The organism is Spinactinospora alkalitolerans (assembly GCF_013408795.1).
Classification (GTDB): Bacteria; Actinomycetota; Actinomycetes; order Streptosporangiales; family Streptosporangiaceae; genus Spinactinospora; species Spinactinospora alkalitolerans.
Map to the genome: position 1 here is coordinate 5,325,711 of NZ_JACCCC010000001.1, position 26,785 is coordinate 5,352,495.

21 protein-coding genes are annotated in these 26,785 nt (G+C 72.5%); 9 read left to right on the top strand and 12 right to left on the bottom strand.

What is annotated here, in order from left to right; translation table 11 throughout:
- Positions 1-3: 3 nt before the first annotated feature.
- Both HDA32_RS23755 and HDA32_RS23760 read right to left on the bottom strand, forming a co-directional pair.
- Complete coding sequence (locus HDA32_RS23755) at positions 4-930, bottom strand: glycosyltransferase family 2 protein (RefSeq protein WP_179645302.1); 927 nt, start codon at positions 928-930, stop codon at positions 4-6.
- A gap of 91 nt (positions 931-1,021) precedes the next feature.
- The gene (locus HDA32_RS23760) at positions 1,022-3,043 is read right to left on the bottom strand and encodes a hypothetical protein (RefSeq protein WP_179645303.1); all 2,022 of its coding nucleotides are present in this window, start codon (positions 3,041-3,043) and stop codon (positions 1,022-1,024) included.
- Between the two features lie 178 nt (positions 3,044-3,221).
- Between HDA32_RS23760 and HDA32_RS23765 the strand changes: the two genes are divergently transcribed.
- Positions 3,222-4,028 carry a TIGR03089 family protein gene (locus HDA32_RS23765; protein ID WP_312863306.1) on the top strand — a complete coding sequence of 269 codons (807 nt, stop codon included), beginning with the start codon at positions 3,222-3,224 and terminating at the stop codon, positions 4,026-4,028.
- A gap of 20 nt (positions 4,029-4,048) precedes the next feature.
- Positions 4,049-5,485: an LCP family protein gene (locus HDA32_RS23770; RefSeq protein ID WP_179645305.1), complete on the top strand. Its 1,437-nt coding sequence runs from the start codon at positions 4,049-4,051 to the stop codon at positions 5,483-5,485.
- Between the two features lie 159 nt (positions 5,486-5,644).
- On the opposite strand, the gene HDA32_RS23775 is transcribed toward HDA32_RS23770, so the two are convergent.
- A complete protein-coding gene (locus tag HDA32_RS23775; RefSeq protein ID WP_179646908.1) occupies positions 5,645-7,780 on the bottom strand; it encodes a glycosyltransferase in 2,136 nt (711 codons plus the stop codon).
- A 227-nt stretch (positions 7,781-8,007) separates the two neighbouring features.
- Positions 8,008-9,720: a hypothetical protein gene (locus tag HDA32_RS23780; protein WP_179645306.1), complete on the bottom strand. Its 1,713-nt coding sequence runs from the start codon at positions 9,718-9,720 to the stop codon at positions 8,008-8,010.
- 416 nt (positions 9,721-10,136) lie between these two features.
- On the opposite strand from HDA32_RS23780, the gene HDA32_RS23785 reads away from it, so the two are divergent.
- Positions 10,137-11,477 carry a nucleotide sugar dehydrogenase gene (locus HDA32_RS23785; RefSeq protein ID WP_179645307.1) on the top strand — a complete coding sequence of 447 codons (1,341 nt, stop codon included), beginning with the start codon at positions 10,137-10,139 and terminating at the stop codon, positions 11,475-11,477.
- Between the two features lie 255 nt (positions 11,478-11,732).
- Here HDA32_RS23785 and HDA32_RS23790 read toward each other — a convergent pair whose 3' ends face one another.
- The 8 genes from HDA32_RS23790 to HDA32_RS23825 form a co-directional block, all read right to left on the bottom strand.
- The gene (locus HDA32_RS23790; RefSeq protein WP_179645308.1) at positions 11,733-12,590 is read right to left on the bottom strand and encodes a glycosyltransferase family 2 protein; all 858 of its coding nucleotides are present in this window, start codon (positions 12,588-12,590) and stop codon (positions 11,733-11,735) included.
- Between the two features lie 292 nt (positions 12,591-12,882).
- Entirely contained in the window at positions 12,883-13,653 is a 771-nt protein-coding gene (locus tag HDA32_RS23795) for a CDP-alcohol phosphatidyltransferase family protein (protein WP_179646910.1), read from the bottom strand.
- Complete coding sequence (locus tag HDA32_RS23800) at positions 13,631-14,680, bottom strand: iron-containing alcohol dehydrogenase family protein (protein WP_179646909.1); 1,050 nt, start codon at positions 14,678-14,680, stop codon at positions 13,631-13,633. Before HDA32_RS23800 ends, HDA32_RS23795 begins: the two co-directional genes overlap by 23 nt.
- A 5-nt stretch (positions 14,681-14,685) precedes the next feature.
- Positions 14,686-15,417, bottom strand: coding sequence for a phosphocholine cytidylyltransferase family protein (locus HDA32_RS23805; RefSeq protein ID WP_179645309.1), 732 nt, complete (start codon positions 15,415-15,417; stop codon positions 14,686-14,688).
- Positions 15,418-15,463: 46 nt separating this feature from the next.
- Positions 15,464-16,084, bottom strand: a complete 621-nt coding sequence (locus HDA32_RS23810; RefSeq protein WP_179645310.1) for a DUF5941 domain-containing protein — start codon at positions 16,082-16,084, stop codon at positions 15,464-15,466.
- 3 nt (positions 16,085-16,087) lie between these two features.
- Positions 16,088-17,200 (bottom strand): hypothetical protein, encoded by a 1,113-nt coding sequence (locus HDA32_RS23815; RefSeq protein ID WP_179645311.1) that lies wholly within the window; start codon positions 17,198-17,200, stop codon positions 16,088-16,090.
- A 304-nt stretch (positions 17,201-17,504) separates the two neighbouring features.
- On the bottom strand, positions 17,505-18,314 hold the full coding sequence (locus HDA32_RS23820; RefSeq protein ID WP_179645312.1) for an ABC transporter ATP-binding protein: 810 nt from the start codon (positions 18,312-18,314) through the stop codon (positions 17,505-17,507).
- Positions 18,314-19,126, bottom strand: a complete 813-nt coding sequence (locus HDA32_RS23825) for an ABC transporter permease (RefSeq protein ID WP_179645313.1) — start codon at positions 19,124-19,126, stop codon at positions 18,314-18,316. The genes HDA32_RS23820 and HDA32_RS23825 overlap by 1 nt, the downstream gene beginning before the upstream one ends.
- A gap of 667 nt (positions 19,127-19,793) precedes the next feature.
- Here HDA32_RS23825 and HDA32_RS23830 point away from each other — a divergent pair.
- The 6 genes from HDA32_RS23830 (at position 19,794) to HDA32_RS23855 (ending at position 26,463) form a co-directional block, all read left to right on the top strand.
- Positions 19,794-20,564 carry an IspD/TarI family cytidylyltransferase gene (locus HDA32_RS23830; RefSeq protein ID WP_179645314.1) on the top strand — a complete coding sequence of 257 codons (771 nt, stop codon included), beginning with the start codon at positions 19,794-19,796 and terminating at the stop codon, positions 20,562-20,564.
- Positions 20,561-21,313, top strand: coding sequence for a glycerophosphodiester phosphodiesterase (locus HDA32_RS23835; protein WP_179645315.1), 753 nt, complete (start codon positions 20,561-20,563; stop codon positions 21,311-21,313). Before HDA32_RS23830 ends, HDA32_RS23835 begins: the two co-directional genes overlap by 4 nt.
- A 233-nt stretch (positions 21,314-21,546) precedes the next feature.
- Positions 21,547-22,452 (top strand): class I SAM-dependent methyltransferase, encoded by a 906-nt coding sequence (locus HDA32_RS23840; RefSeq protein WP_179645316.1) that lies wholly within the window; start codon positions 21,547-21,549, stop codon positions 22,450-22,452.
- 164 nt (positions 22,453-22,616) lie between these two features.
- Entirely contained in the window at positions 22,617-23,810 is a 1,194-nt protein-coding gene (manA, locus tag HDA32_RS23845) for a mannose-6-phosphate isomerase, class I (protein ID WP_179646911.1), read from the top strand.
- Positions 23,811-24,154: 344 nt separating this feature from the next.
- On the top strand, positions 24,155-25,189 hold the full coding sequence (locus tag HDA32_RS23850) for a hypothetical protein (protein ID WP_179645317.1): 1,035 nt from the start codon (positions 24,155-24,157) through the stop codon (positions 25,187-25,189).
- Positions 25,186-26,463 carry a DUF6716 putative glycosyltransferase gene (locus HDA32_RS23855; protein ID WP_179645318.1) on the top strand — a complete coding sequence of 426 codons (1,278 nt, stop codon included), beginning with the start codon at positions 25,186-25,188 and terminating at the stop codon, positions 26,461-26,463. The genes HDA32_RS23850 and HDA32_RS23855 overlap by 4 nt, the downstream gene beginning before the upstream one ends.
- The last annotated feature ends 322 nt before the right edge of the window (positions 26,464-26,785 follow it).

Below are 26,785 nucleotides of genomic sequence, written 5' to 3' on the forward strand. Positions count from 1 at the left end.
CCGCTAGCTCCCGTTGCGCGAGCGCACGATCAGGTCGGCCAGCAGCGCCATCGACGCGATCATCAGCCCCGTCATGACCAGCATGATCGTGTTGTTCCGGATGTAGACCGGGTCGCTGACGACGTCGTAGACGCCCTTCAGCACGCCGATGCCGAGCAGCCACAGCGCGACGGGCATCAGCACCTTCAGCGGATTGAAGTACATCACCATCCGCAGCACCTGGAGGATGTAGCGGTAGGCGTCGCGCACGAAGTGGAACTTGGAGTCGCCGGACCGCTTGGAGTAGACGATCGGCTCGTAGTGCACGCGGTGCTGGTTGGACAGGAACGCCAGGGTGATCGTGGTGACGCAGGAGAACCCGGGCGGGAGCAGCCGCAGGTAGGGCAGCGAGACCTCGCGGCGGAACGCGCGCAGGCCGGAGTTGAGGTCGGGGATCCTGGTGTTGGTGAGCCACTCGGCGATCTTGCGGATCAGCCACTTGGTGGGGACGCGCAGGAACCTGTGGGTGCCCATCTCCTGGCTGCGGGCGCCCACGACCTGGGCCACGTCGGGATCGCGCTCCAGGATGGCGACGAGTTCGGGGATGCGCTCGTTGGGATAGGTCATGTCGGCGTCGGTCCACACCACGATCTCGCCGCGGGCGCGCTGCGTGCCGATCCTGCGGACGGTGCCGGAGCCCCCGTTGTGCCCGAACGTGATGACGCGCAGGCTCGGGAACGCCGGTTCGGCCTCACGCAGCCGGGCCAGTGTGTCGTCGGTGGAGGCGTCGTCGATGGCCAGGAGCTCGTAGCGGTAGTCGCAGGCGTCCATCGCCGCGCAGATCCGCTCGACCTCCTTGATGACGTGGTCCTGCTCGTTGTAGCAGGGCAGCACGATCGTGACGTAGGGCGTGCCGGTGCCGTCGCCGTCGTGTTCGGGGAAAGGGGACATGTCGCTCACGGTGGGCCAAGGATAGCGAGAAGAGCCCGGGCCGCGCGCGCGAGCCCCCGGGCGGGGCGATCGGGAGCGGGCGCGGACGGGGTCACGGCACGACGGCCAGCCAGACGTCGGCGTTGAACCGCCACGCCCCGGACGGCGGCTCCATCAGGGTGCTGGGGTCCTGATCGGTGTGCACGTCGAACGGGTGGGAGACCCGGGTCCCATTGGGCAGGTAGGGCAGGAGCTGGTCGGGGGAGGACCCGACGAGCACGGCCCGGCGGCCCCGTTGTTCGATCTCGCCCACCACGCGTTGGACCGAGACCTGGTCGGGGGCGTTGACGTGCGCGGTCGGCACCCCGCAGTTGCCCCGGATGAGCTGTTCGAACATGCTGGCCGTGCCGGCGTCGACGATGACGACGCTGCCGTCGTCGGGGATCTGCGCGCACAGTGCGCGGGTGCCCGCCACCGATCCGACGTCCATGCGGTAGGTCATGATGCCGCTCGCGGTGATCCCGGTGGGGATCAGCAGCGCGGCCGCGCCCAGGGCCGCGACGGAGGCGGGCAGCCACGCGGGCGGCCGCGCCGGGTGGGCCCGGATCCACCGGATGGCCCAGGCCAGGAACCAGACCGCGAGCAGGATGAACGCGGGGATCACCAGCACGATGAGCCGGCGGCTGGCCCACGGGTGGTCGGGGGTGATCGCGGGGCGGATCAGCGTGGTGGTGACGGTCCAGATCAGCACCATGAGCGGCAGCACCCAGCGCGGCTCCTGCCGGCGCATGACCCGGCGCAGCAGCAGCGCGACCCCCGCGGTCGCGAGCAGCACCGCGGCCAGGCCCACGTACCAGCCGACCCAGTACAGGCTCATCTCCTCGTAGGTGCGGTCGGGGTCGAAGGGCAGCCCCTCGACCTCCTGCACCTGCCCGATGTAGTGGGCGGTGGCCTCGTCGCCGTGACCGCGCTGGACGTGGACGAGCGGGCGCACGGCGAAACCGGCCATGACCAGCACCGCCAGGGCGGCGGTGGCCGTTGGCAGCCAGGCGGGCCGGTCCGTCCGGGGGACGCCGCGCCGCCACAGCAGCGCCGTCGCGGCGGCGGTGAGCACGACGACGACCGCGGCGACGGCCAGCAGCGGGTCCAGTGAGGCCGACAGGTACTCCAGGTAGGGCCGCGACAGCACGAACCCGGCGGTGAACCCGTAGCCGAGGCCGACGGCGAGACCGATGAGCATGGGGACGGCCTGGCCGCGCCGGGCGAGCAGCAGCAGGCCGAGGAAGCCGACGACCGGGAGGACGTCGCGCAGCACGTCGATGCGCACGGCCAGGCTCAGGCCGAATGCGAGCCCCGCGGCCAGGGCGAGCGCGTGCGGCGCCCCCCAGCGGTCGCGCAGGGCCGTGCGGCGGGTGAGGCCGTCGTGGGCGAGCGCGAGCGCGCCGAGGAGCAGCACCTGCGTCGCGGGCTCGCTGTAGGTGGAGCGGCTGATCCACTGCTCGGGCAGGCAGACGGCGAGCGTCAGCGCGGCGAGGGGCGCCCAGCGCGCCCCGATCAGCCTGGCGGCCAGGCCGGCGAACGTGAGCACGCCCAGGGCGCCGATGAGCGGGGGGAGGACGACCATGCCGTCGAGCCCGCCGATCCAGTAGCCGACCGACAGCAGCAGCGGCGTACCGGCGAGGAACTGCGGCCAGACCTGATCGCCCACCTGGTAGTAGGCGAGGCTGTTGTAGGCCAGGGCCGGGTCGTCGCCGGCGATCAGCTCGCGCTGCTGCGGGATGGGCAGGTACCCGTTCTGCGCGATCCACACGGTGTACTGGGCGTAGGAGGCGGCGTCCCTGCGGATCACCAGTTGTTCGGAGTGGTAGGCGAGCTGCACGGCGGCGAAAGCGAGCACGATGACCCCGACCGCGATGACCGGCCACCACGGGATGTCGTCCTCGGCCGGATCGGGCACCCATCTCGGCACGACGGCGACGGCCGCGACAACGGCCGGCACCCCGAGGACCACCCCGGTCACCGGGGTGAAGTGCCCGAGGAGCAGGAGCGGGAACGCCACCAGCAGCCAGGCCGAGAACGCGACGGCCGGAACGACGGTGACGCGCGCGAACAGGCGGGCGGGGGTCATTCGCATGGTGCCACGATGCCAGTTGCCGACCGGTACCGGTGACGCGGAAGGGACCGCGGCCCGGTGCCGCCGGCCCGGTTCGGCGGAGGCGTCGGTGGACGGATCCGGTGGCGAGTAGCATGTGCGCGGTTGTGATCACCGTCGACGAAGGGGCGCCGTGTCAGCGGAAGCAGCGGAGACACCCGTGGACCTGTGGCGTCGCGCCGTGGCCGTGGATCCGGCCCGCCCGTTCGTCACCGCCTATGACGAGGCGACCGGCGGGCGCGTGGAACTGTCCCACGCCACGTTCGACAACTGGGTGGCCAAGACCGCCAATCTGCTCGTGGACGGGCTCGGCGCGGAGCCCGGGGAGCGGGTGGCGCTCGCGCTCCCGGTCCACTGGCAGAGCCTGGTGTGGCTGACGGCCTGCTTCTCGACCGGCACGACGGCGGTCGTCGCCGCGGACGGGGAGCAGGGCGGCGGGGTGCCCGAAGGCGACATCGTCGTCGCCGACGCGGCCCGCCTCGACGCCGCGCTGGACGCCCCCGGCGCCCGCGAGGTCGTCGGCGCCTCGCTGCACCCGCTCGGCGCCCCCCTCCAGGACTGCCCGCCCGCGGCGATGGACTACGCCGTGGAGGTCCGCGGCTTCGGCGACCGGTTCGCGCCCGCGGCCCCGGTGCGGCCCGCGGCGGTCGCGCTGGACAGCGGCAGCGGGCACCGGTACACCGGTTCCGATCTGGTGGCCGCCGCCCGCGAAAAGGCAACCGAATGGAAGCTGACATCCGCCGATCGGGTGGCTATCATCGCTTCCACGTCGGATCCCCTCACGGCTCTGGGACACGACCTCTCACGCTTCCTGGCCGCGGTTCACAGCGCCTCGGCCCTGGTGCTGACGTCCGGTGCCGATTCGACTAACCTGCAAGCGCGGATTGATATGGAGCGTGTCACGGCGATCGCCGACGCTCGGCCCGAGCCCCCTCCCATTTCGGGCACCATCAAGCCGTTGACCTGATACCTACCTTTTGGTGCGCGATGCCCAGAAACCGCTCCTCCTCCCGTAGAGCCGCCCCGGCGCGCTCCGCGCGCAAGAAGCTGACCGCCGGCGGCTGGGTGGCCGTCATCGCCACCGCCCTGGTGATCTGCAGCAGCCTGACGGCCTACGGCGCCTACTACGACATCTACGGCAACATCAGCCAGGAGAGCATCGACACCGATGCCTTCGGCGACCGGCCGAGCAAGGTCGAGGGCGCGGTGAACATCTTGGTCGTCGGTTCGGATTCGCGCGCCGGCGAGAACGCCGAGTACGGCGAGGCCGAGAGCGAGCGCCCCGATACCCTGGTGATCGCGCACATCTCCCCCGACCAGGACGGCGCGACGCTGATCAACCTGCCCCGCGACTCCCTGGTGGACATGCCCTCCTGCTCCCCGACCGAGGACAAGCCGGGCATGAGCGCGCACAGCGGCATGATCGGCGAGTCGATGAGCCTCGGCGGCGTGCAGTGCCTGTGGAAGACCGTCGAGCAGCTCACCGACATCCACATCGACCACTTCGTCAGCGTCGACTTCGGCGGTTTCAAGGGCATGGTCGACTCCCTGGGCGGCGTCGAGATGTGCATCCCCGAGCCGCTCGAGGACAAGAAGGCCAAGCTCGACCTCGAGGCCGGCGAGCAGACGCTGGACGGCGAGCAGTCGCTGGCCTTCGTGCGCTCGCGCTACGCCCAGGGCGACGGCAGCGACCTCGGCCGGATCGAACGCCAGCAGGAGTTCATGGGCGCCATGCTGCGCAAGGTCATGAGCAGCGAGGTCCTGGCCAGCCCCACGAACCTCTACGACTTCCTCGGCTCGGTCACCGACTCCATCACCACCGACGACGAGTTCACCGTCGACTCCATGGCCGACATCGCCATCGCCATGCGCGAGGTCGACATGAGCAAGGTCCAGTTCATCACCGTCCCCAACGGGGCGGCCCCCCAGGACCCGAACCGGATCGCCTGGACCCAGCCCGACGCCTCGGAGCTGTTCCAGGCGGTGGCCAACGACGTCGACCTCTCCGATGACGAGGAGGAGCAGGAGGGCGGCGGTTCCGAGGAGGAGGCCGAGGAGCCCTCCGTCGCCCCGGAGGAGGTCGCCGTCGAGGTGATCAACGGCACCACCGTCTCCGGTCTGGCCGGTGAGGCGGGCGCCGGGCTCGGAGACAAGGGTTTCCAGGTCACCGGCACCGGCAACCCGCAGGGCGCGGTGCCGGAGGCGACCACGGTCTACTACGGCTCCGGGCAGAAGGAGCACGCCGAGGCCGTCGCCGCCGAGCTCGTCAACGCCACCACCGAGGAGAACCCCGCCCTCGGCACCACCGTCCAGCTGGTCCTCTCCGGCGACTGGGACGGGCTGAAGGGCGCAGGGGGCGGCGGCATCCCCGACTCGGTCGAGGGCACGACCGCCGAGGCGGCCGAGACGAACGCCTGCGAATGAGCGGCGTCCCGTCGCCTTGAGTGAGCGGCGAGGCCCCGTGCCGGGACGAGCCCACTGCGGCCGTCCGCCGGCACGGGGCCTTTTTCTGGCGCTCGGCCCCCGCACGGCGGCGCGCGCCGAACCGGAGGCCCGCCATACGGTGGGCCCGGCGCGCCGGGCCTACCGTATGGCGGGCACGGTGCCGTCCGGGCGCACCGGTTCGGGGAACCCGCCGCTGATGATCAGGTCGGTCCACAGTCCCCGGACCCGGCGCAGCGAGTATTTCGCGGCGATCTCGTCCCGGGCCGCCGCGCGCACGGCGTCGAAGCGCCCCTCGGTCACGATGGAGTGGATCGCGTCGGCCATCGCCCCGGTGTCCTCGTGGATCCAGCGGCGCGAGTAGATCGTGTCGGCCCCCGGCCAGGCCAGCACGGCCGGGATCCCGCCGGACGCGGCGCACTCGGCCGGGGCCAGGTGGAAGCTCTCGTCGTCGCTGGTGGAGAGCACGAAGCCGACGCGGCGCAGCCACACCGCCACGTCCGGCCCGTACGGGTCGAACACCACGCCGTCCGCGAGCAGCTCGGAGCGCTGGATCCGGCGGTAGGCGCGCTCGTAGTACTCCCGCTCCTCCGGGCGGTTCCAGACCCACCAGTAGTCCCACGGCTGCTTGGTCTTGACGGCGAGGGTGTAGCGCGGATCGCGCCGGCGCAGCTCGGCGAGCACGTCCAGGCCCCGGTCGATCCGCTTGCGCGAGGGCGCGATGCCGATCATCCCAAGCGTGTGCTGCGCGCCCGGCAGCTTCGGCCGGTCCAACTGGTCGACGTCGACCCAGTTGGGCAGCACGGCCACCCTGTCCGCGGGCCAGCCCGCGCGCTCCCTGGTGAGGTCGGCGTAGTAGGGGCTGGTGCAGACGATCGCGTCGACCTTCTCGATGTCGAGCTTGCGCGGCCACTCCGTGTGCAGCTCGAACCGGTGCAGGCGCACCAGCAGCCGCTGCCCGGCCCGCTTGTGCCGCGCGTAGAACAGCGCGTTGGGGCCGCACCACTCGCAGACGACCACATCGGCCCAGGCCGCGAGTTCCCTGCTGCGGTACTGGTCGTGGGTGTGCAGCGCCTCCCATTCGTCCAGGCGCACCTCCAGGCCGGGCAGTGCCATGAGGTGCTCGGCCAGGCCGGTGAAGAACGTCAGGTCGTGCCCTGCGATGACCACCTTGAGCGGGCGTTCCGGGGCGACTCCCCCGGGCGCGGGCGGCAGGGCGAGCCGCAGGTGTCCGCGTAGCCGCTCGACCGCGCGCTCCAGCGTGAAGCGGCCGGATGCATCGGCGCAGCGCTGCGCGGCCGACCGGTAGGTCTGCGGGTCGGTGGCGAGCACGAGCGCGTCGGCGACCGAGTCGAGGTCCTCGCCGGCGTAGAGCGGGTAGTCCGGGCCGAGCAGCTCCTCGTGCATCGGGGTGCGGTTGAGCACCACCGGCAGGCCGAGGGCGCCGAACTCCGGCACCTTGGCCGCCAGTTCCAGGTCGGTGTCGGCCTCGGGGGCGCGCCACGACAGTCCGACGTCGCACTGGGCCGCCAGCCGCAGCGCCTCCTCGTGCGGGCGCCCGCCGTGCCGGACGAGATCGGGCGTGTCCTCCAGCGCCCGCCCCATCCGCTTGGCCCATTCCGCCGGGTCGCGGTGGATTCCGTCGCCGATCACGTGCAGCTCGGCCGGCACCCCGCGCCGGCCCAGGGCGGCCGGCAGCCCGGTCATCTCCAGCGTGTTCCACCGGGGCGCGAAGCCGCCGGTGTAGACGATCCTGAGCGGCGTGCGCGGCGTGCCGGGGCCGACCGCCCCCTCCGGCGGCGGCACGACGACCGGGGGGAACAGCACGCTCTTGCCGCACGCGGCCGGGACCGAGGACTCCAGGAAGCCGCGCAGCTCCTCGGTCGGGCAGAGCAGGAGGCGCGAGGCGACCGCGATGTCGGTGAGCTCGGAGACGACGGCGGAGGTGAGGCCGGTCGCCGTCTGCGGCACGTCGGTGACGCAGGTCCACAGCCGACCGGCCAGCGCATCGGTGTGGGCGGCGACCGCCGCCGTGCGGCGGCCGCGCAGCACGACGAGGTCGAACCGCCGCTCGGAGTCGAGGCGGGTGATCAGGGCGACGGCCTGCTCCGGAGTGAGCCCGCGCGGGCCGAGGTCGTCGAGCAGGGACTCCTCGTAGGGGCGCCGCAGCGTGACGCCGGGCGCGCCGTCGAGCGGGGCGGTCAGCCGCTCGTTCCCGACCCGGGTCTTGAGCAGCAGGGTGACCTCGCACCCTGCGGCGGCCAGGCATCGGGTCATCGACTGCGCCCAGACCGCCGACCCGTCAACGGTGTTGAGGTCGACGTCGCCGTAGACGAGTGCGCGAATGCTCACGTGCTTCCCTTCGGAACCGATCCGCCGTGCGGGGCCACCGACGCGCCCCGGCTCCCAGTGTGCCCCCCATCGAGTCCCGCGCCGGTTGCGCCCGGCCCCGGCCGCCGGACCGGACCGCCCCCTCCGGACGTGCCGCACGGTCTCCGCGGACCTCAGTGACCGACCGGATCGGCGGTGTGCACGGGGTTGAGTGCGAGCAGCCGGGCGCCGCGGCGGTTCCACACCCCGGGGTGCAGGGCCCGCACCAGCAGGTCGCGGCGGGCCAGATCCGGCTGGATCGCGCTGACGAACACGTAGTCCTGGTCGGCCCCCGCCCAGTCGACCGCGTCGGCCGCGCCGTGGGCCGCGGCCCACGAGGCGATCGCCGGGCCGACGGCGTCGGCTCCGGAGCATTCGGCGGCGCACACGGTGTCGGCGAGGAAGGCGGCGCCGCGGGGCTCCCGCCACAGCGCGGCCCACCCGGATCCGGCGACCTCGGCCATCCGCGCCCAGTCCCGCGGCCGGGGGTCGACCGCCGGCTCGACGTTCGCCGTCGTGCGCAGCGGCAGGCCGTGCGAGCGGAGCCGCTCCACGCCGGCGAAGCGCGCCGACCCCTTCGGGACCACGACCTCGGCCGGCGGGTGCATCTGGTTGAGCACGTCGTCGGCGAGCGCCAGCGACGAGGTGTCGTCGACCGGGAGCGCCAGCAGCGCGACGCGGCGCCCCTTCAGGGGCAGCGAGGCCCCGCCCGAGCCGGGTGCGAGCCGGACGCCGCCGAGGATCTCGGCGAGGCGGACCGGAGTGGCCAGGCGCAGGAAGATCAGGCGCAGCACCGACCGCAGCTCCTCGGGGGTGAGCGCCCCGGCGGAGCGCACATCGGCGAGTTCGCGCGCCGCCGCGTGCCGGGCGTCGGGGTCGGCGGGGACGGTGCGCAGCGCGCTGCCGACGCGTTCGGGTTCGGGGTGGGAGCCCAGCAGCAGCGCGCGGGTCCCGCAGGCCAGCGCCCGGTCGGCCAGGGCCGGATCCGTGACGACGACGCCGCTGCCGGCGCGCAGCACGTCCGGCAGGTCGCTCCAGCGCGGCGCGCCGCCCCGCAGGCCGTCCTCCGCGAGCGCCGCGAGCAGCGGCGCCGCGGCGCCCCGGGCCGGAGTCGCGGCGGAGACGTGCACCGGCGCGGGAGCGCGATCGGGTTCCACGGCGACCGGGTTGAAGCGGTGCAGCGGAACGCCGAGGCCGCCGTCGTGCACGGCGTCGAACCCGATCCTGGCGAGCCCCGGCGGCGCGGGGGCGTCGCGGACCAGGACCGACGGGATGCCCCTGGATGCGGCGGACTCCACGATCCAGCGCAGTGCGCGGGTGCGGTCGAGTGCCGCGGGATCACCGGTGTGCGCCCACGGCGTGCCCGGGGCCGCGGCCGAGGCCGACACCAGCACCGCGTCGATGCCGATGGAGTCGAACACCACCTGGGCGTCGTGCGGGCGCAACGGGACCACCCGCACGTACGGGTCGATCGCGGCGCGCGCCTCGGGCGAGAGGACACCGGCGACGACGAGCCGGTCGTCCTGCGGTCCCGCCGTACCGGCGAGCAGCCGCGCCTCCTGGCGCTCGGCGTCGTAGGAGCGGACCGGCTCGGCGGTGCGGCGGCGCCGCGCCCCCGCCTGGCCGGCGGGATCGTCGCCGCGCCACAGCCGGTACAGGTCGCGCGGCAGCCGCACGAGTCCGCGCCCCGGGCGCTTCGCCGCCGAGGTCAGCGCCCGGCCCACCTGGAGCGACGTCGAGCCCTCCAGCGCGGCCAGGCGGGCCTGCGCCTCCTGGAGCTGGGCCTCCCGTTCGGAGAGCGCCTTCCGCAGCTTTTCGGTCTGGCTCTGCTCACGCCGTTTCGTCATGGTCTCTCGGCAGGAAACCCGGGCGTCCCCGCTCGGGAAGAGTGCCATCCCTCCATTCGGTGCGCTCGCCCGCGTGGCCGCCGCGCAGCGGCGGGACCTCGGCGGACGCTGCCCGCCTGCGGTGCCGTCCGCGGTGGGGGCGCTCGACCAGCGGGACGCCGCCAGCGTAACCCCGGGGCGGAGAACGTCGCGCCACGGTGCGGTGAACGGTCGGGGGCCGCGTCCGCGGCCGGTCGCCACCGCGTCCGGCCGCGCGGCGCCCGCGGAAGCCCGCATAGCGCCGGGTCGAACCCTACGGACCGGTACCGCTGAGACTGTCCGAACCAGGCCACTTCCTGCGACAACGGTCAACGCGCAACTAATCTCGGACGTCTAGTCACCGCATGCCGTCCTTACGTTCCCGCACTGTAAAGATCATGCGAGGGGGATCATCTGTGGACGCCGCCGTATCAACTTCCGACCTGGCCGTCATCGGCCTCGGTTACGTCGGCCTTCCGCTGGCGCACGAGGCGAGCCGGGTCGGTCTCAAGGTCACCGGGCTGGACGTCAGCCCGAAGGTGGTCGAAGGACTGACCGCCGCAACATCGCACATCGACGACCTCTCCGCCTCCGACATCGCCGACATGCTGGCAGCGGGCTTCCAGGCCAGCACGGATCCCGCCGTGCTGGGCGGCGCCCAGACGATCGTGATCTGCGTCCCCACCCCTCTGTCCGAGGAGGGCGGCCCCGACCTGGGCGCGGTCACCGCAGCGGCCAAGTCGATCGCGGCCCACCTGCGCCCGGGCACACTGGTCGTCCTGGAGTCCACGACCTACCCCGGCACCACCGAGGAGATCGTGCGGCCGATCCTGGAGGAGTCCGGGCTGGTCGCCGGCGCCGACTTCCACCTGGCGTTCTCGCCCGAACGCATCGACCCGGGCAACCCGTCCTTCGGCGTGGCCAACACCCCGAAGGTGGTCGGCGGCCTGACCGAGCGCTGCGGCGAACTCGCAGCGGCGTTCTACGGCAAGTTCGTGCAGACCGTGGTCCGGGCCCGCGGCACCCGCGAGGCCGAGATGGCCAAGCTGCTGGAGAACACCTACCGGCACGTCAACATCGCGCTGGTCAACGAGATGGCGATCTTCTGCCAGGAGCTCGGCGTCGACCTGTGGGACGCGATCGCCTGCGCCGCGACCAAGCCGTTCGGGTTCCAGGCGTTCCACCCCGGCCCCGGCGTCGGCGGGCACTGCATCCCGATCGACCCCAACTACCTGTCCTACAAGGTCAAGACCCTGGGCTATCCCTTCCGGTTCGTGGAGCTGGCCCAGGAGATCAACGCGCGGATGCCCTCCTACGTCCTGCTACGGGCGCAGGAGCTGCTCAACGACGCCGGTCTGGCACTGTCCCGGTCCAACGTGCTGCTGCTCGGCGTCACCTACAAGGCCGACATCGCCGACCAGCGCGAGTCGCCGGCCCGGCCGGTGGCCCGCAAGCTCGCGGCGAAGGGGGCGACGCTGAGCTACCACGACCCGCACGTCGAGGAGTGGTCGCTCAACGGCACTTCGGTGCCCCGGGCCACCGACCTGGAGCGGGCCATGGCGGAGGCCGACCTGACGATCCTGCTGACCGACCACAAGGAGTACCGCGCGGAGCTGCTCACCGACCGCGCCCGGCTGCTGCTGGACACCCGGGGCGTGCTGCGGCGGCTCGACCCCTCGGTCCCCGCCGACCGGCGTACCACCACCCCGGTCACCCGCGAGGGCATCCAGGTGCTCTAGGGAGTGTTTGACGAAGGCTTTCGGATGCCCCTACCGAGGTGTGCGGAAGTCGCGTGGCCTCGGCTTTCGGTGAATGTGCGGCTCAGGTCTGCTGTGCGGCCCTGTACCCCGGGCCCTCCTCCGGCGATCTTGACCTTGTTGGGGTTATCGCAACGTTTTTAGACCCCACAAGATCGGCGAGAGAACCGCCATAAACAGGCACAGGACGAGGTCGCTCCGAAAAGCCCTCGAAAGGCCCTCGAAAGGCCCTCTCGCTCAGATGATCGGGGGGCGGCCCATCCTGGTCATGCGCCAGGCGGTGGACCACGTGATCGGGGTCCTGGGGCCGGCCGCCTCCTTCCATCCCTCCTTGAACCCGGCGAACCAGGCGCGCAGCGCCGGGCGGGAGCGCTCGCGCAGCAGCGTGATGGCGACCCAGGTGCCGAGGTAGGCGACCGCCAGCGGCCATGGCAGGTTGCGGCGGGCCAGCCAGACGCGGTTGCGCGCGTTGAGCCGGTAGAAGTCCGCGTGCCGGGTGGGCGCGACCGCCGGGTGGTACATGACCGCCTCGGCGTCGTAGTCGATGTGGAAGCCGGCGTCGAGGATCCGCCAGGCGAGGTCGGTCTCCTCGTGCGCGTAGAAGAAGCCGCCCGGCAGCCCGCCGCCCTGCTCGAACGCCGTGCGTCGGATCGCGCACGCGCCGCCGAGGAAGGTGGTGACCCTGCTGGAGCGCTGCGGGTCGCCGGCGCGCAGCCGCGGCACGTGGCGGCGCTGGTCGGGCCCGCCGTCGGGGTCGGCCACCCGGAACGAGACGGCGCCGAGCTCCGGGTCGGCGGCGAACCGGTCGTGGACGTGGCGGACCAGGTCGCGCGAGCGGTACCAGCCGTCGTCGTCGAGGAACAGGATGATGTCGCCGGCGCAGACCTTGACGCCGTGGTTGCGGCCCTCGGGGATGCCGACGTTGTCCGGCAGCCGCAGCGTGGCCACGCCCTCGGGCAGCTCGGGCAGGTCGGCGCCGTTGCCCACGACGACGACCTCGACGTCGACGCCCTCCTGCTCGAACACGCTGTTGATCGCGCGCCGCAGCTCCGCGGGCCGGTTGCCCATGGTCAGAAGCACACAGGAGACCTTCATCCGCTGTGCACCTCCACGCCCCATGCGGTTCTCGCCCCGGTCGTCTGTACCGGAGCGTAGCCCCTCGGCGGGGTCTGCGGGGTGCGGTGACACACCATCGGCGGGCGGCCCGGCGGCCTCCGGAGCGGCCTGCGAGGAAACAGGAGTGGTCATGGCAACCGTTCGTCAACGTGGCTACGGGGCTAACGGAGGTTAACCATTCCACGAAATGGCTAACGAAGGGATAAAGGGGTGTTTGGATTCGGTCACACGTGGTGAGAAACCGGCCCCGCGCGACCGCGGGACCGCCCCCTCAGTGCAGCCTGCGCGAGGCCAGCACGCTCACCAGGTGCAGCACGGTCTGCAGCGCGGCGACCGCGACGCAGGCCGCGGTGAGCACCTGGGTGGCCAGCAGGTCGCCGCGGACCGCGTCCACGATCGCGATGACGACCACCACCAGGGACAGCTCCACCGCCTGGATCAGGCGGTGGAAGCGCAGCGCCGACGCCGCCTTGCGGGCCAGGCCCAACCCGGCCGAACGCGGCTGCATGGCGGCCTCGGAGACGTGCTCGCCGAGACCGGCCTTGGCCCGCGCCACCACGACGTTGTCGGTCTCGACCTTGATCAGCGCCGCACCGAGCGCGGCGGCCATGCCCGCGATGACCCAGCCGCCCGCCTCGAAGCCGCCCTGGGCCCGGATCCCCAACCCGATGAGCAGGGCGATCTCGGCGAGGTAGTGGCCGATGCGGTCGAGGTAGATCCCGGCGACGCTGGTGCGGCCGGTGAACCGCGCGACCTCGCCGTCGGAGCAGTCCAGCAGTAGGTAGACCTGCACCAGGACGGCGGCGAGCACCGCCGACCACAGGCCGCCGAACGCCAGCACCACCCCGGCGAGCACGCCGAACGCCATCATCAGGTAGGTGATGGGGTTCGGCGGCACGCCCATGCGGACGAACACCGTGCTCACGTACGGCGAGACGTCGCGCATGTAGAGCCGGCCCGCCCAGTGCTCCTCGTTGCGGCGCTCCTTGATGCCCTCCGGCTGGCCGCCGGCGCGGACCTCAGCGACCGACGGCTTGGACATATTCACCGACGCTCCGCCGAATCTCGTCGTCCGACAGGTCGAGGTGCTCCAGGACGGTGTAGCGCCCGGGGCGGGTGGAGGGGGCGTGTGCCACCGCGCGGGCGAACCGCTCCTCGTCCAGGCCGACGTCGGCGGGGACGATGGGCAGCTCGTGCCGGAGCAGGCAGGCGCGGATGTCGGCCATCCGCCGCTCCCCCTCGCCGAGGTGGCGGGTGCGCAGGAAGGAGGCGTAGAGCGCCCCGAGCCCGGCCAGCTCGCCGTGGTTGCTGGTGCCCGGGTGGAGCTGGTCGATGGCGTGCAGGATCTCGTGGCAGGCGCCGCTGGCCGGACGGCTGGTGCCGGCCACCGACATCGCCATGCCCGACAGCACCAGCGCCTCGGCCAGCGCGGTCAGGAACTCCTGGGAGTCGACCGAGTCGGTGCGGTGCAGGATCGCCTCGGCCGCGACCCTGGCGAAGGTGACGGCCATGCCGTCGACCGGCTCACCCTGCTCCCGGCCGGCCAGTTCCCAGTCGGCGATCGCCGACAGGTTGCTGACCGCGTCGCCGATGCCCGAGCGCACCAGCCGCTGGGGGGCGGCCCGCACGTAGTCGACGTCCACGACCACCGCGGTCGGCATCGTCACGCCGTAGGAGCCCTTGCCGCTCTCGTGCTCCAGCGAGCTGACCGGCGAGGCGATGCCGTCGTGGGAGAGGTTGGTGGCCACCGCGACCATGGGGATTCCGGCCATGGTCGCGGCGAACTTGGTGACGTCGATGGTCTTGCCGCCGCCGATGCCGGCCACGGCCTCATAAGCCCCCGAGCGCAGCTTCTTGCCGAGCTCGGTGGCGACGTCGACGCTGCCGCCGTCGACCCGGAACACCTCGCAGTGGGGCAGGTCCAGGTCGGCGACGATCTGGGCGCCCTGGCCCGGACCGACCGCGACCGCGATCCGGCCCTCGTTGGCGATCCGGCGGTCGGCGAGCACCGTGCCGAGGTCGGTGATGGCCCCCCGCCGGACGTCGATCGCGATGGGGGACGCGACCATCCGGGCTAGTAGCGGCATGCGATCTCCCTGGCGCGGCTCAGGTCGTCGTGGTTGTCCACCTCGACCCAGTCGACCTTGCCGATCGGCGCCACGGCGACCTTGCCGCCCCGGTTGACGAGCTCCTGGTAGCCGTCCTCGTAGTACAACTGGGGATCGCGCTCCCAGGTGGCCTTGAGGGCGTCGGCGAGGCGGTCGGCCAGCGAACCCTCGATGAGGGTCGCGCCGATGTACTCGCCCGCGGCGGCCGCCGGGTCCATGAGCTTGGTGATCCGCTCGATGTGACCGGAGTCGTCCAGGGTCACCTTCATCTCTTCGTCGGCGAGAGTTTTCACGTTGTCCACCGCGAGGAGGAGTTCCGGTCCCCGGGCGGCGAGTAGCGTCTCTTCCACGCTCACCGGATGAACGGTGTCACCGTTGACGAGGAGGACGCCCTCGGAGAAGTACTCGCGAGCGGTCCACAGGGAGTAGGCGTTGTTCCACTCCTCGGCCTTGTCGTTGTGGACCAGGGTCAGTTTCACGCCGTGGCGGCTCTCGAGGTCCTCCTTGCGCTCCTCGACCGCGCCGGCGCAGTAGCCCACGACGATCACGACGTCGGTGAGGCCCGCGGCGGCGAGGTTGCGCAGCGAGATGTCCATGATCGTGGTGTCGCCGTCGACCGGCACCAGTGCCTTGGGCAGGGTGTCGGTGTAGGGGCGCAGCCGGCGACCCGCTCCGGCGGCAAGAACCATACCGAGCATGTAGGCGCCTTCCTCCTTAGGTTCCGGAGGCGTCGACGCCTCCTCCTCATTCGTTGTGCGGCACGTCCGCCGTCGTCAGGACGGGGGTCGCCAGCCAGCTCGCCGCGGTCTCCCAGACGAGCAGCACCACCAGGTAGCCCGCGAGCAGACCGTAGGCGAACGGCAGCCATCCCAGCACCCCGCCGGCGGCGATGAGCAGCATCCGCCCGTCCCAGCCGAGCCTCGCCCGCATGACCCGGGCGGGGGGCCGCGCGCCGCAGCGCGTCCGGTGCACGGCGTCGCAGTGGTGCAGGACGACCGCCGTCAAGACTACGAACACCAGCGGGTCTGGCACGCCCGAACCATAGCCGAGCGCGAGTAGGTAGAGGTACTCCGTCGCGCGGAGGACCGGTGGGACCACCCAATCAAATCGCCCGTCGTGCGGATGCCCTGATGCCACTCCGGAGAGCAGGAGCGCCGCGGCCGGTGCGAACAGGGTAATGCCTGAGAGTTCGCCGAGCCCCGCGGCCAGCAGCACCGCCGTTACCATCGCGCCCGCACACGTGGGGAGCAGCGGGGGCAGCGCACCGGCCGCGAGAAGACCGATCCCGATGCTCACATGGCCGTCGTCGCGAAGAAAACGCAGGTCAACGCGGTCCTCTTGTGCGGCCGACGGAGATGGCGACATGTCCTACCTCGTAGCGTCTTGGATGCTGAGATCGCCGACCGTCGCCAGGACACAACCGACAGTCAGTGCGATAAAGGTCACCCGAACGTCCCAAATCGTTACCGTCGCGGCCACCACGAGGCACCTCTCGGGCTGGGCGAAGGCGGTGATCCGCCGGATCAGGTCCGGCCTGCGGGAGCTCCCCGCGACCCGGGTCGCCCCTGTTCCTTGAGGATCCGCCGCCGGCGGCGGGGCCGTCCCCTGCTGTTCGCACCGGTCGGCGGCTGCCGCCGCGCGGGAGCGGGCGGTTTCGGCGCCCGGTGCCAGGTCGGCGACGCTGATGGGGTCCAGGCCGCCGCCGCGCGAATCGGGCGCGGTGCGGATGCGGATGGTGGCGCTCCCCGGGTCCTGCTCCGCCGATTCCCCGTCCGGCCCCGCGCCACCGGAGGGCGCGGCGTCCGGCCCGGCGCCGTCCGCCCACCGCCCCAGCACCCTGACGCCCTCCACCTCGTCCCCGTACGGTTCGGCGGTCGCCGCGGAGCCGCCGAACACGGTGACGCCTTCCGCCACGTCATCGGGCAGTTCGAGGGTCCGGGCGTCCCCGGGTGCTCCGCCGAGCAGCTCGGTGGTGAAGGAGCGGTCCGCGGACGTGCGCTCGCCGCGGCCGGGGCCGATCCCGCCGAAGAGCGGGGGAAGATCCGGCCCGGTGGTCTCCGGCCGCGCCGCTCGGGCCGAGCCGACCGACGCGCGCAGCGCGTGCGCGACCAGCGCCCCCGCGGCCCACGCCCAGGCGTGCGGCACACCGGCCAGGGCGCCGCCCAGGGCCAGTCCGCCGTAGACGGCGTACTCGCGCAGGTGGCGCAGCACAACGGCGAGCCAGGCGTCGAGCGCGTCGCGGTGCGCGCGCAGCGACTCGGCGCCGATCGCGTCGGTACACAGCACCGCGCCCAGCAGCAGTGAGCCGATGACGGCTCCGCGCAACGTGTCCTCGGTGAGCCACACCGCGGCCAGGACACCGACGAGCAGGCCGATCTGGCCGAACCGCGCGGCGGGGAGCGGCCGCAGCCCGGCCCAGCGAGCGATGTGGCCGAGGACCGGTCGCGGGCCGCGGACGGCGAGCACACCGGTTTCGGTCACGGCCGCGTCCCTCCCAGATCCGTCCTTGCGGTAACCGTGACCCAGGCGGGGACGCTTGGCAAGCATCGACGCGCACGACCCCGCCCCAAGGAGATCGAAGGAGGCCTTGGCCCCAGGGGGTTGGTAAGGCCCGCCCAAGGAGGGAGGGCGCGCGGGTGGGCGATTTCCGTCTACGGGCCTTCGGCCACGCGAGAGCATCGCCCGGTCACCGCGGATCCCACCTTCGGCTGAGGTTCACGACCCCCGGTGGCCAGGGTGAAAGACCCCCGGTGGCCGAGGGTGGCCGGCAGACAGGTGAAGGGCGTCAGGCGGCCTTGTCGTCGCCTTCTGCCTTCTTCTTGGCCTCGGCCTCTTTCTTCTTGGCCTCGGTCTCGGCCTTGGTGTCGGCGTTGTAGGCGTCCAGGGCGCCCTTGATGTCGGCGTCCATGACCAGCTCGCCCCGCTTGATGTAGAGGCCTCGGTTGCAGAAGCGCTTGAGGTCGCCCTCGCTGTGGGAGACCAGCACCATGGTGCGGTCGTTGGCCAGCATCTCCTGGATCTTGGCGTAGCACTTCTGCTTGAACGCCTTGTCGCCCACCGCGAGCACCTCGTCGACCAGCATGATCGGGTGCTCGAGCTGTGAGATCAGCGCGAAGCCCAGGCGGACCTTCATACCGCTGGAGTAGTGCCGGACCGGGGTGTCGATGAACTTGCCGATCTCGGCGAACTCGACGATCTCGTCGAATCTCTCGTCCAGCGTCTTCGGGCTCATGCCGTGCAGGGAGCCCACGAGGTGGACGTTCTCGCGGCCGGTGAGCTGGTCGGAGAAGCCCGCCCGCAGCTCCAGCAGCGGAGCGACCTTGCCGCGCACCGTCACCGACCCCTCATCCGGCATGAGCACGCCGGCGATGAGCTTGAGGAGGGTCGACTTCCCGGTGCCGTTCTTGCCGACGATGCCGACGCAGTCGCCCTTGGCGATCTCGAAGGAGACGTCGCGCAGCGCCCAGAAGTCGCCGCCCTTGTTGGGGTCGCGCCTGTTGCCGTGGATGAACATCTCGCGCAGGCTGCGCTTGCGGCGACGATTCATCGCGAACTTGACGCCGAGCCCCTTGGCCTCGATGACCGGCTCCGCCATTACAACTCCTTCAGAACAGCCGTCTCAAGACGCCGGAACACCCAGTATCCAATAACGAGCATGGCAGCGGACCACCCGAGGGTCGAGCACAGCATCACCGTGTCCGGCGCCTCACCGGGGAACCAGGCGGCGTGGTGCATCTGGAAGATGCCCACGAGCGGGTTGAGCTCGTAGATCGTCATCGCCCAGGCCGGGAGTGCCTCCTGCACCCGGATGAGCGGGTAGATGATGGGCGTGGCGTAGAAGAGCACCCGGTTCAGGATACGGATCATGCGCTCGACGTCGCGCAGCAGCACGTTGACCGAGGCGAGCAGCATGGTGAGCCCGAGCAGGAAGGCGAACTGGCAGACCATCGCCAGCGGCGCCCAGAGCAGGTTCAGCCCGACCTTGCCCTGCAGCAGGACCACGAAGGCGATCAGCACCGGCCAGGTGAACAGGTAGTCCACGAACTTCCCGCTCACGACGGCGAAGGGGAAGATCTCCCTGGGCACCTTCATCGTGGTGATGAGCTTGGAGTGCGTGATCAGCGCGCGGCTGGCCTCGCTCATCGCCGTGCTGAACCACATCCACGGCAGCAGGCCGGAGATGAGGAACAGCGCGTACCCGCCGTACTGGTCGGCGTTCTCGGGCGCGGCCCGGCCCGAGAACAGCACGCCGAAGACGAAGTAGTAGATCCCGGCCATGGCCAGGGGCTCCAGCATCGACCAGGCGTAGCCCAGGACCGATTGCTGGTATTTGACCTTTAGGTCCCGCCGAACCAGGAGGTTCACTACCTGCCGGTTCTGCCAGACGGCCAGCGCCCTAGACGCCACCGCCACCTCCTCCGGGGTGCAGTCGTATCATTCGAACGCGCGGACGGCGCGCCGCCGCGAGATCCGGGGGCGGACTTCGGCGACGGGGTCGGCCGGCGATGAAGCGCGGCGTGTCCGCCAAAAGCGCCCGTCACCGCGGTGGACGCGGTGGCAGCACGGTTCGGGGGATCGGGTGTCCTTCGAAGACCTCGGACGAACCGCGACCGCTGTCCTTCGTGGCCGGAGCGGCCGGGGCCCAGCGCCCGATCTTTTCACATCCGCGGCCCGGACACCCATTCCAGGTGGTGGATCGAGTCTCCGGGCCCCCGACGTAAACACCGCTCGCGGCCCGGACACCCATTCCAGCCGGACACCCGTTCCAGGTGGTGGATCGAGTCTCCGGGCCTCCGACGTACACACCGTTCGCGGCCCGGACACCCGTCCAGCGCGTCCTCAGGGTACCCGGGCGCGGCCGCGGCCGGACCGCTCGGCGGCCCATTGTTGGAGGATCGTTGATATCGGGATATTCCGGTCGCCGTTCCGGCCGTTCCCGGTCGTCTCCGGCTGTTCCCGGCCGTTCCCCACTGCTCTCCGCTGTTCCCCGCCGCGCCCCGGCCGCTGGCGTGTCCGCTACCCTCGGCCTTCGACCGCGGGAATCCGCGGGGATCGCGGGAGGAAGGCTTTTCTGATGTCGGCTGGTTCGGCTGGTTCGGCTGGTTCCGGAGCCGGGCGGCGCCCGCGCGTGACGGCCGCGGTCCTCGCGGGCGGGGTCGGCGTGCGGATGGGCGGGGCGCGCCCTAAGCAGCTGCTCCCGCTGGCCGGGCGGACGATCATCGAGCACTCCGTCGCGGCGTTCTGCGCGGCGCCCGAGGTGGACGACGTCATCGTGCTGATGGTCGAGGACCACGTGTCGGAGGTCGCCGAGATCGTGGCCGACGGCGGGCACTCCAAGGTGTCGCGGATCCTGCCGGGCGGCGCGGACCGGACGCAGACGTCGTACGCGGCGCTGCGGGCGCTGGAGTCCGCGGCCGACGACGAGCTGGTGCTGCTGCACGACGCCGTGCGGCCCCTGGTGAGCCCGCGCGTCATCGCCGACTGCGTGCGGGCGCTGGGCGAGGCCGGGGCCGTCGGCGTCGCGGTTCCCTCCAGCGACACCGTGGTGGAGGTCGGGCCGGGCCGCACCGGGGGCGAGGCGATCCGCGCCGTTCCCGCGCGTGCGTCGCTGCGCCGGATGCAGACCCCCCAGGGCTTCCGGCTGGGGGTGGTCCGGCGGGCCTACGAGCGGGCCCTCGCCGACCCGGATCTGGTGGCCACCGACGACTGCGGGGTGGTGCTGCGCTACCTCCCTGAGGAGGAGGTCCGCGTCATCGTGGGCGAGGAGGCCAACATCAAGGTGACGCACCCGGGCGACATCGCGATCGCCGAGGCGCTGCTGCGCGAGCGCGGGAGGAGACCGTGATCTTCGATCCGCCCGAGGTCATCGGGCACCGCGGGGCCGGACGCGGGGTCGTGGACGGGGCCGAGGAGAACACGCTCGCCTCGTTCGCCGCCGCTGTGGCCGCCGGGGCCGCCTGGGTCGAGGTCGACGTGCGCCGCAGCGCCGACGACGAGCTGCTGGTCCACCACGACGCCGCACTGCCCGACGGCAGGGTGATCGTCGACCTGCCCGCGTCGGCCGCGCGCGAGGCCGGCCTGGTGACGCTGGAGGAGGTCCTGGACGCGGTGCCCGAGCACATCGGGATCGACGTCGACGTCAAGACCGTGATGGAGGACGCCGTCGACGCCCCGTCCCGGCGCACGACGACGCTGCTGATGCCGCACCTGAAGCGGGAGTCGCGGCGGCGCCGGCTGTTCGTGTGCTCCTTCGACCCCGCGGCGCTGCTCGCGGTGCACGAGGCCGACCGCGCGATCGCGACGGCGTGGATGCCGTTCGTGCGCAGCCCCCTGGACCAGGCGGTGGCCGGCGCGGCCGGGATGGGCTGCGCCGCCGTGGCCATCGACGCCCGCTCCTTCGGCCTGTCCACCGACGAGCCGCGCCCCGGCCGCCGCGCGGTCGCCCGCACCGTGGACGTCGCCCACCGGGCCGGGCTGGAGGTCGTCTGCTGGTGCCCGGGCCCGGCCGACTCGGCCCGGTTCTCCGACGCCGGCGTGGACGCGCTGGTCGTGGACGACGTCCCGGGGGTCCTGGCCGCGCTCAAGGAACGGTGACCGCGCCGGGGGAACGCCGGCCGCGCACCGGAGGAATCCGGTGTCCGCGCATCACGGAAATTCCCGGTGAATTCTTCGCCCCGAACCGCCGTTCCCGGTCCGAGCCGCTTTTTTCGCGTCACCGCGCCGGATAGTGTCGCTCGCCAAAAGGATGACCGGGACGCCGGAGAATCGCCGGCCGCGCAACGCCTCCCGGAATCACCACCCGAAGCAGCGAGGCGGATAGATCAACCGTGAACTCCCACGCCGATGTCGTACCGACCAAGCGCACCGAGATCCCCGGATGGTTCTACTGGGAGGACCGGCTGCTGTTCGACTTCTTCCTGTCCCGGCAGAGCGGTCAGGAGCCGGGGACCCTCGTCGAGATGGGCGTCTACCTCGGCAAGAGCGCCGTCGCCATCGGCGACCACATCCGCGAGGGCGAGGAGTTCGTCGCCTGCGACCTCTTCGGCGCCACGCCGGAGGAGGCCGACAACGCGCGCGAGAACACCAGGAGCTACAGCACGCTCACCCGCGACGCGTTCGAGCGGAATTACCTCACGTTCCACAAAGAGCTGCCGACCGTCGCGCACTGCGCCTCGGCGCGCATCACCGAATACGTCGCGGAGAAATCCGCGCGGTTCGTTCACGTCGACGCCTCGCATTTGTTCGAGCATGTTCACCTCGATCTGCGGAACACCCGGGCCCTGCTGCGCGACGGCGGCATAGCCGTGCTCGACGACTACCGCAGCGAGCACACGCCCGGCGTGGCCGCGGCCGTGTGGCAGGCCGTCGCCGTCGACGGGCTGGTGCCGATCTGCGTCACCCCGACCAAGTTCTACGGCTGCTTCGAGGACGCCGGACCGCACCTCGACGCGCTGCGCACGTGGCTGCCCGATGCCGAGGGGCTGTGGTGGGAGGAGCAGCGGATCCACGACCGGCCGGTGCTGAGGGTCACCAAGGCGAAGAAGAAGCCGGCCGCGCCCAAGCCGGCGGAGCCGGAGGCCGCGCTCGGCGACATCCGGGCCTCGCTGTCGGAGCTGTCGGCGCGGGTGCAGCGGATCGACGCGCGGCTGGCCGGAAAGGGCTCCCGACCCCTGGCGTCGCGCGCGCTGAACAAGGTCCGCCGCACGCTGGCCGGGCGGCGCCCCGGGCGGTGATCCGGCGAAGGCCGGGTGAAGTCTTCGTGTCGCGATCGCGAAAGCCCTGTGTCGACCCCTCCTTCACACCTCTGTCCGCGGGTGGCCGGGGCTAGCGTTTCGATCGGACCGGGCTCGCGACCGAGCCCGGCGGTTCCCCGCTCCCTCGTCGAAAAGACCGGATGATGTGGCGCTTGGCCAACCAGATACGCCCGTACGCCTGGGGCTCGACGACCTCGATCCCGGACCGGCTCGGCGTCGCCCCGGACGGGCGGCCCCAGGCCGAGCTGTGGATGGGCGCGCACCCGGGCGCGCCCAGCCGGATCGAGGCCGAGGCCGGCCCGGTCGCCCTGGACGCCGCCATCGCCGGCGATCCCAAGGAGATGCTCGGCGAGGACGTCGTGCTGCACTTCGGGGAGCGGCTGCCCTTCCTGCTCAAGCTGCTCGCCGCTGAACAGCCGCTGTCGCTGCAGGTGCACCCGAGTGCGGCGCGGGCCCGCGCCGGGTACGCCGCGGAGAACGCCGCGGGGGTGCCCCTCGACGCCCCGCACCGCAACTACAAGGACCCGTTCCACAAGCCCGAGCTGGTCCTGGCGCTCGACGCGTTCGAGGCGCTGTGCGGTTTCCGCGACCCGGCCCTGGCCCGCGCCGAGCTGGACGGGCTGGCCTCACCGCTCGCCGTCGCCCTGCGCACCGACCTCGCCGCGCCCGAGCCGCACTCGGCCCTGCGCGCGGCGATGACCCGGCTGCTCACCCTCCCGCCGGAGCGGCGCACCGCCGAGGTGGACGGGTTCGTGGGCGAACTCGCCGAGCTCCCCGTGGACGCCGTCCCGGACGGCGGCGGCGCGGCCGTCGTCCTCGAACTCGCCGAGCGCTACCCCGGCGACCCCGGCGCCGTCGCCGCCCTGCTGCTCAACCACGTCACGCTGGCCCCCGGCGAGGCGCTGTTCCTGCCGGCCGGCAACGTGCACGCCTACCTGCGCGGCACCGCCGTGGAGATCATGGCCGGCTCCGACAACGTGCTGCGCGCCGGACTGACCCCCAAGCACGTGGACGCCGACGAGCTGCTCGACGTCGTGGAGTTCGCGGTGCTGCCCGTCCCCTACGCGGTGCCCGACCTCTGCGACGGCCGGATCGAGCACCGCCCGGACGTCGCCGACTTCGCGCTCTCGATCATCACGCCCGATGCCGCCGAGGGCCCCGGACCGCGCGGACCGGCGATCGTGTTCGTCCTGGAGGGCGAGGCCGGGCTCCGCTCGGAGTCGGGCCGCGGGCTGGTGCTGGGTCGGGGCGAGTCCGCCTTCGTGCCCGCCTCCTGCGGCGAGGTGACGCTCACGGGCCCGGCGCGGGTCGTCGCGGCGACCACCGGGCGGATCTGACCTCCTCCGTCACCGAAAAACGGACACAAGTGCGCCCGCCCGGACCCGCTCCCGCCCTTGCTGCCGCCTTCTCCTCCAGGGCACCCGCCACCCGGCATCGCCACAAGGCCGCACAGCGGGTCCACGCCTCGGAAGCCCGCCTCGCCCCGCCGTCCGATTCGGCCGCGGAGTTCGACGGAAGTTCACGTGCGGGTCCCGCGCGCGCCCACCGCACTCACTAAGGTGAAAGCGAAGGTGTCCATATCCGGGCATTCTTCGCCCGCCCCTTCACCGCTGTCCCCCCGTCGCCGGTCCGCCACCCCGCCGTGGCGGCGGCGGCCGCACAGGAGCGACGAGGCATTCCCGTGAACAACAAGCTAGTCGCGGCACCGGCCGGTCTCCTCGGCACCGACGACCTCACCGCGGCCACGGCCTGGGTGGAGACCCCCCTCCAGCTTCTCTCTGTGCTGGAGGCCCACTCCACCGGCCGGTTCGCCAAGCGGTGCCACGCCATCCCCCGGTCGGGATCGGCCGCGCTGGAGGCCACGGTGGCCGAGATCAAGCGCCTGGGCCTGCCGGCCGACCTGACGGTGCTGCCGGCCAGGGACGAGCCGCGCGACGCCCGCACCGACGCCGGCCTGTGGTTCATCGGCGACGCCTTCTCCGGGAAGGTGCAGAGAGCCCTGCTGCGCGACCGCCGCCGGCGCTACGTCGTCGTCGACGACGGTCTGGCGACCCTGCACCTGCTGCGGCTGCTGGTCAAGCCGGTCGCCGCCCCGCTGGTGCGGGCGCGGGTGCGGGCCGGCGTCTCGCGCAAGACCCTGGGACTGGCCACGGCGCTGCGGCTGCGCGCGGCCGCGCGCGCGGGCCGCCTGGCGGTCTTCACCGTCATCCCGCTGCCCGACGACCTCGCCGAGCAGGCGCGGCGCGCCGGGATCAGCATCGTCAACCACGACTTCACCTGGCTGCGCGCCCAGCCGGACTCCTCGGCCCCCGAGGAGAGGCGCGTGGTGCTCGGCGCCGCGATGGTCAACGACGGGCTCATCAGGGCCGACCGCTATCTGGAGTGGGTCGGCGCACACGCGGCCAAGGAGCCGGTGCTCTACTACCCGCACCGGCGCGAGGACGCCTCGACCCTGGAGCCGCTGAGCCGGGTGCCGGGCGTGCGCATCGCCGGCCACGGCCTGCCCGCCGAGGTCGGACTGCGCGGGCTGACGGCCGGGCACCGCGTCGTGAGCCTGCCCTCGACCGCCGTAACATCGTTGCGTGTGCTGCTCGGCACCCGCGGTGTGCGGATCGACGCGGCCGGGGTCCCCGAGGACTGGTGGACCGCCGAGGCCGCCCCGTCGCTGCGCGCGCACCTGAGCACGTTCGTCCACAGCCCGGAGGAAACTCGTTGACCGAACGTGGAGACGTCCACGTCCTGGCGATCGCCGACTCCGACTCCTACCTGAAGTGGGCCGCGGGACTCCTCGACGGCCTGCCGCAGGGGTGGAGCGGTGAGCTCGCGGTCGTGCGCACGCCCATCGCGCCGTCCGCCGCGCAGATGGAGGGGGCCGTACACGGGACCCGGGTGCAGGACGCGCCGCCGCCGGTGCTCACGGCCCAGGCCCTGCGGCGGTCGGTGCGGCGCAGCCGGCCCGACGTCATCGTGGTGGCGTGCACGGGGCCGGTGGTCGACGTGCTCGCCAGCACCGTGCTGAACGGGCTGGAGCCGCGGCCGGTGCTCGTCTCCGGCCTGCCGGGCATCTCGGTCCCGGCCTCCGACAAGGCGTGGCTGTTCCGCGGGCCGGTGGACCTGTTCGTACTGCACAGCCGACGCGAGGTCGAGGAGTTCCGCGAGGTCGGCGCGCGCCTGGGCGCCACAGGCTCGGTCGCGCTGGCCACCCTGCCGTTCCTGGCCGGCGGGCCCGCCCCCGGTCCGGCCGGACCGGCCGGTCCCGGTGCCCCCGAGGGGACCGAGAGGACCGAGAGGACCGAGAGGACCGAACGCGACCGCGTCGTGTTCGCCACCCAGGCCAAGGTGCCCGTGGAGCGGGAGGAGCGCGAGCGCGTCCTGCACGCGCTGGCCGGGCTCGCCGCGAACCGGCCCGACCTCGACGTCGTCGTGAAACTGCGGGCCCGCGCGCACGAGCAGCAGACGCACCGCGAGCACCACCACTACGAGACGCTGTGGAACGGCCTGGTGGCGGCCGGCGCGGTGCCCGAGGGGGCCGTGACCTTCGTCGGCGGCGCGATGCGCGACCAGTTGGAGCGCGCGAGCGGGTTCGTGACGGTGAGCTCCACCGCGGCCCTCGAGGCGACCGCCCAGGACGTGCCGCTGCTGGTGCTGTCGGACTTCGGGGTCAGCGCCGAGATGATCAACCTGGTGTTCGAGGACAGCGGCGTCCTCGGCACGCTGGAGGATTTGAGCGCCGGCCGGTTCCGGCGGCCGAGCTCCCGGTGGTGCGCCGCCAACTACTTCCACGCCGCCGCCGACAACGACTGGGTCGAGCACCTGCACAAGCTCGTCGACCAGCGCCGCGCGGGGACCCTGCCGGACCGGCCCGCGCTGCTCGACGGCCCCGAGCACGCCGCGGCGCGGCGCCGTGCGCGGCTGCGCCTGGAGGTCCCCCCGGCCACGCTGCGCACCATCGGCCGGGTCCGCAAGAAGATGCGCAGGCTGCTGACCTGAGAGGACGGGGGACGAGTGCATCCCCGACCCCAGGGGGTCGGTAGGGCCCGCCCCAGGAGGGAGGGCGCGCGCCGACACCATGGGCACAGACCGACACCGCGGTTTCGGCCCGGCGCCCACGCAGGCGGCGTGGGCGGCGCGGCGCCGGTGCGATCCCTGTCAAGGGCCTTCGGCCACACGAGAGGATCGCCCGGTCACCGCGAGTCCCTCCTTGGGCTGGTGTCAAAGACCCCCTGAGGCCGGGGACGGCGCGCACCATCGCCCAACCACCGCGGATCCCACCTTGGGCTGAGCTTCACGCCCCCCAGTGGCCAAGAACGGC